This is a genomic window from Paraburkholderia sp. SIMBA_054 (genome assembly GCF_046534875.1).
Classification (GTDB): Bacteria; Pseudomonadota; Gammaproteobacteria; order Burkholderiales; family Burkholderiaceae; genus Paraburkholderia; species Paraburkholderia hospita.
The window spans coordinates 1-440 of the sequence record NZ_JAWRXV010000265.1; the positions used below are offsets into that span (position 1 = coordinate 1).

The 440-nt window shown below is 63.6% G+C and carries 1 protein-coding gene; it reads right to left on the reverse strand.

Features of this window, described 5'->3' with window-relative positions:
- Nucleotides 1–291: SDR family NAD(P)-dependent oxidoreductase (locus SB822_RS55055; protein ID WP_410858842.1), on the reverse strand; the 291-nt coding region annotated here is incomplete at its 3' end.
- Nucleotides 292–440 lie beyond the last annotated feature (149 nt).

A 440-nucleotide genomic window follows, 5' to 3' on the forward strand; every position in this document is an offset into this window, starting at 1 on the left:
GCGACGCGCCGCGCCGGCGCTGTTGACGAGCACGTCGATCGGGCCGACGGCCGTGCTCACTTCCTCGACGATGTCGGCGGCGCTATGCGGCTCATGCAGATCGGCGCGCGTGCGATGCACGTGCAAGCCTTCCTGCTTGAGCTGTTCGTAAGCGCGCGCCAGATTGGCGGGATCACGCGAAACGATTGCCACCTTCGCATCTTCCAGCGCGAAAGCCCGGGCGCACGCAAAGCCGATTCCCTTGCTGCCGCCCGTGATCAGCACCACTTTGTCTTTCAGCCCGAGATCCATTGTCGCCACCCGTTCGGAAGAATACCGATGACGATAGCAGATCGGCGGCGTCCGCGTGCTGACCGAGCCAGGCTGCGCGCGGTGTTTCTGGACGTGCCGATCGGACGAATCCGATTCATCGCTGGGACAATGTGTGCGCGTTTAGTTCG